Source organism: Eisenbergiella sp. OF01-20 (assembly GCF_003478085.1).
Lineage (GTDB): Bacteria > Bacillota > Clostridia > Lachnospirales > Lachnospiraceae > Eisenbergiella.
Genome location: NZ_QUES01000076.1, coordinates 1 through 5,442 on the forward strand (window position 1 = coordinate 1; position 5,442 = coordinate 5,442).

At 32.6% G+C, this 5,442-nt stretch carries 4 protein-coding genes; all 4 read right to left on the reverse strand.

Going from position 1 to position 5,442, the window contains the following annotated elements; translation table 11 throughout:
- Window positions 1–528: 528 nt before the first annotated feature.
- The gene (locus tag DXA36_RS34495; protein WP_278666266.1) at window positions 529–750 is read right to left on the reverse strand and encodes a helix-turn-helix domain-containing protein; all 222 of its coding nucleotides are present in this window, start codon (window positions 748–750) and stop codon (window positions 529–531) included.
- 233 nt (window positions 751–983) lie between these two features.
- The gene (locus DXA36_RS32355) at window positions 984–1,385 is read right to left on the reverse strand and encodes a GNAT family N-acetyltransferase (RefSeq protein WP_118683613.1); all 402 of its coding nucleotides are present in this window, start codon (window positions 1,383–1,385) and stop codon (window positions 984–986) included.
- A 123-nt stretch (window positions 1,386–1,508) separates the two neighbouring features.
- Window positions 1,509–2,246, reverse strand: a complete 738-nt coding sequence (locus DXA36_RS32360; RefSeq protein WP_118683614.1) for a hypothetical protein — start codon at window positions 2,244–2,246, stop codon at window positions 1,509–1,511.
- Between the two features lie 1,445 nt (window positions 2,247–3,691).
- On the reverse strand, window positions 3,692–5,029 hold the full coding sequence (locus tag DXA36_RS32370) for a reverse transcriptase domain-containing protein (RefSeq protein ID WP_118683616.1): 1,338 nt from the start codon (window positions 5,027–5,029) through the stop codon (window positions 3,692–3,694).
- Window positions 5,030–5,442 lie beyond the last annotated feature (413 nt).

The following is a 5,442-nucleotide window of genomic DNA, read 5'->3' on the forward strand; positions in this document are numbered from 1 at the left end:
AATGTTGCCAGTTCACCCGGCTTCGGGTTTTCATAATTCACTTGACACTACCTAAGTTATTATACTCTATTATCGGCAATATTCCAATTTCTTATCTTATAATTTATTCTTTTTTGCCGATACAGGTACAGTTCACAACCCCTTTGTCCGCCGCCCTGTGGTTTGCCTGCCCGGTTTGCCCACCCGGCTTTTCCCCAGGTGCGGCGGTGCGGTAAGGATTCCTGGAAGGGGCGTCTAAAAACGCCAGTCCTTACGCTGTGCCCTTTGCAGCGTTATTACTGCTGCGTTTTTAGCCGAGTGAGAACGTCCCCTGAAAGAAACCTTTTTCCTTTTCTTCTGCCGGGCACATCCTGTAAGCATGAATACCATAACCCCAAATATTATCTTCTTCCTTTTTCGTCTTTCCGGCAATATATGAAAAGCAGTCCAAACCGGACTGCTTTACTTCAATTTCATACCCCGCACATAGATTTCAACCGCTTCTTTTTCTCTATCCATCAAGGATTCCCATATTCCCAACACTTACTTTTATTCTGAAGATAACTCCAATTTCCCTATATCATCAGAGAAAAATTGTGGCAGCGTAATTTCTAATCCGTCACAAATCCTGTCCAATGTATAAAAAGTAGGTGTGCTTCCCCCTTTCATCAGGTTTGATAACGAAGACTGGCTGATACCTGTCTTTTTAGATAACGCATACATGGTCATCTGCTTTTTATCACATAGTTCCTTTATTCGATTATAACCCAATATTATTATATGTTTATATAAGAAGTAAATTACTTTACTATTGAGTAGTATTAAATTTAAAAAAAGGTGTTGCCTAATACTCTTTTAATGATTTTTATTCATTTCCTTACAGATTATCTTTATTCTAAAGTCTATCCCAGTTTTTACTATCAAAAATCTATCACCGGTTACGCTGGATGATTCATCACAGGTGGTTTAGATTAATTATAATATAGATGACATTGAGATTGCTTTTAGATTTTTATTAACCCACAGCAGCCGTTCTCGGACATTTCTTTAAAACCCATAGAGTGATAAAAGGCAATAGTTTTCTCTGTATTGTCCGTTGCCAACTCGATCTGGCGAACATGGCTGTATCTGTTTAAGACTGCTTGCAAAAGTGCCGAGCCAACGCCTTTGCACTGATACTCCGGGAACACCAAAATATCCTGCACAAACACGATGGTAGCCCCATCGCCCACGGTGCGGATCAGTCCCAAAAGCTTTTCGCCTTCGTAAGCTGCCAGCGTCATCATGGAATTTTCAAAGCCTTTCCGCAGAGCCTCCGGGTGTTCAGTGTAAGCCGTCCAGCCAACGGATGCGTACAGTCTCAAAATTTCCGGTTCATGGTATGTTTTGTATTCTTTGATTTCCATCTTTCGTCCTCCATTACAGGTTGATTCAAATTTTCTCAATTCTGTTCGCAGGGAACTCATCAACTCTTTGGAAGCTCATTTCCAAATTACATATTTAATCAAAGCAGATTACTGCCCTTGAGGTTACTTTATTCTATATGTCATAATACCTTCCACAGACTCTTCTATTGCTTCAATAATGTTTCCGTCTAACGTACTTGCAATCTTTTGCACTATGTTTCCTTTAATGAACCTCATTCTCAATGCTTTTCCAAATCTATCAAGATTCACTTCTCTTTTAGCAATATCAAATATAGCTTCAAATAGTTGTCCACTCCTTCGAATCCCTCGTGGAGTGTTATCATCCAGTTCTATTACCATTTTATTTTGAAGCTGCAACATTCCTCTATATTTATCCTTTTTTACTTCCACTAAAATAAGCATTGGATTATACGTATATTTTATCCCCGTTTTTTTCTCAAATTCCCTTAAAAAATCTTCAAATAAATAATCATCAAAGTAATACGGGGAAGCTATTCTATCTAGATAAACTGGATTTTTCGAAGAACAATGTCTACTAATACATATATTAAAATGATCTCGTTTCTCCCATTCATCTTTTGAATCCTTTGAATACATATAATAACCAGGTATATAAAAATCAATATATTTTCCTGAAAGTTCATCAAAACGATTCAAATAGTTTAACATGTACTCTCTTGCTTCACTCTGTCGATGATCTGCAATTAATATTCCCATCGTAATACAAGTATTTTCATCATATTTCTCTAAAACTTTTTGGCTTAACCTTTCAAAATCTGTAATCAGTTCTACTATTCCATCCTTTCCAACATCTTCATGGTATGTAAACTTATTTTCCATGTCCTATCTTTTTTTCTTTACATTAGCACATCTTTATATCTTTTATGATTAAATCCCTTTCCAATTACTACTCATAATCCCAAGTATTTACACCTAATTTTTGTCTGCCACATCAAGTTCACTATTATTAAGAAAAAATTGATATGAGTTTAATACCATTTATTGTCTCCAAGAGCTTGTCTTCGTACACTCTTTGTAAAATACCTTAGGAAACAGCTCTTTCCGTACAAATACCTTCCCCAAAATTATGTGGCTACATACATCTGTTGCCAAGCATTATTAGCAGCCTCACTATAGCTCCGTATAAATCCACTAATCTGATACGGTAGTTTCTTATCAATGATAAATTGTGCCTGCTCTTTATCATATAAATCTTCAAAACATTACTTTCTTAAAAGAAATTTCCCTTTGCCCTTGCATTACATTCTGTCCATGACATAAATGGCCTATGTTCCATATCTCTTTGTATAGAATCATAATTTTCCAGAAGATGCAACTTAGCAGATTGGATAAAATCTAAATATGTGTAAGATCATGTGTAATGGTTCCTCTGCTAATATCTACTGCTTCAGATGTATCCTTTATAACTTTCTCAAAAAAACAGATCTTTTGGCATGAAGTTTTCAGATAAACTATCTGACAAGGTACATTCTACCTCAGCAACACATGCATTATAACGAATCTTCCATTGTCTGAATTGCCAGCTCGCTATGTGCTTTCGGATACCTCTATCCAAAATTTTGCACTTTATTAAGATAATTCTGCCTATATCCATAAGCCGTCCTGCAATTAAGCACATCCACTAACCATACATTTTTTTTATATATCTAAGATTTCTTGCCGAAAATTCTTTTATATTTGGCCAACCCAACTTAATTACCTTAGCCAAAGAATCAATATATGTATTTCCATGCCGCACCTGTTCATTCAGTTCTTTCCCAATATTTCAATACAATTGAATCATTTTACCATTAATTTCAACCATAACCCAATACTGGTTTTCCCTTACTTTACTTTTGATTTCCTCAATCAAATATTTGTATTCATTGTTTTATGGCAACATATATTCCTTCTTTCCAAATGTAGCTTCTTTGTGTCACTTTTATAATCGTTATTTTATAATCTATTTTTCTTGCATCTCATCTTTATTCCAAGGAAACATCAAAAATATCTTTGTTTCATCAATTCGGGGAATATATTCTAACATTGGCAACAAATTTTGTCCTTTAAATAAAAATAGAGGTAATGTGAATACGACAGGCAATCGTATAGACCACCTGTCACATAAAATAATCTGTATCAAATTTGTATTATTCAAACTCGTTTCCGGTAAATATAATTCTTATGTTTTTAGATTCATTTTAATGATTTTATTATCTGTATTATCCTTTTATCCTGCTCGTATTTATGGCTTGAAGAAATTTTAGAAGCATTATAGAAGCAGTTTATTTACCAAATGCCTTATCAATCTTTCTCCTAATCTTAAGCATATGACGTTTAGTTTTTCTATTTATTGGTTCTGAATCGCCAAATATAGATTCTGCTCTTTGAACATAGCTGATAAAATTCCCCATGTTCTTACCATCTTTGCCTCTTACCTTTGAACCCTTTATTGAATATTTTTCATAAACATTTTTACAACTAATTTTTCTGCCATTTGGCGTATAACCATCGTTTTTAACAATTGTATTTAGCTTTCTGTATAATCTATAATAATACTTAGTGATCGTTTTATCTCTAATTGTTACTTCTTTTCCATCGAAAGTAAAACCTAAGTAATTTATGACGCTTCTACCATTTTCAACATTTTCCAAGACTAGAGTATTGCAGCTTAATAAATTTGCATTTTCATAATGATATATTTGAGTTTTATCAGCTTGCAATACTAAATTGGGTACACTACACAATTCACCAGTTACCATGTTAAATAATTTTTTAAATCTTTCCTCATTTACTCTTGGAAGAACCACAATAAAATCATCACTATATCTCATATATAATCCATTATTCTTTTTCACTAATGAATTGATTACTCTATCACAATTCATCATATATGTATTAGATAATATAGCACTAATGGCTGAGCCTTGAGGAATCCCATAGTTATCACGATTAGGTACAATATATTTTGACTTAAATTTTCTAAAATCTTTTATATTTAAAACTCTACTTTTTTTATTTAATACGTTTATATCCTCGTCTTTAGTTGCTAGATTATTTAATTTTAACAAATCTTCCAATTCCCACTTTGAATATTTGGTAATATTCTTATAAACTGCATATAAATCGTCTGGTAACCTCGTTGTATTATAAAGCTCACACAATCGTTCCTTTAAATATTCATGGTCTAAACTATCAAAAAAATTTGTAAAGTCTCCAATAATTATATAACAATCTTTACTTTCTTTTATAAAATCAAATGCCTGTTTTGCAAAATGAATATTATTCTTTTTTAAATTATCCCTATATGCAACTGCCACATCATTTATACCATTCCTTAATACATAATCGTTGTATTTTTGATTAATTAAATATCCATAATAAGAATAAATATATCTATCTATATGTGATGAATAACATAGATGACGCGATTTTTCTTTAATTGCACCTTTAGTAAATTTATTAAATTTCTTTTCATAATGAATAAATGGGTAAAACCCATGACTTTTTATGTTTTCAGCATTACTTATATAGTCCCATACATTTGATATTGACGTTCTTTCATCAAAATGTGCGTAATTTTTTGATTTTTTATTTTTTTCTTTCCACTCTTCTAAATTCATAATTCCCCCGTTATTAAAGCGAAATGCCTATCAACACGAGGGATAGCATCTCAAATTGATAGACATTCTTTTAACGTGGTATTCAATTTTGTCATAAGACAGCCTTGATGTGTTTGCCAGCTATCCTTAAATCGTTAAATACGAATCTATGTTATAATAGATTATAAGGAGATGATTCAAATTAACATTCTTATGTGTTTACTAATCATAAGTCAGCTAACCGAACAACTGTCAGACCTGAAAGAGCTCTTTCAGATATTGACAACAATCCTTTTCCTTTCTACCTATCATAGAAAGCAATTATATTATAATTCAAATATGCAATAATGTCAATGTTATAATCCAAATATAACAAGCAATTATGAACCATTTATGATAATGTCCTTATATACCCCAAGCGAAAATGTCCCAAC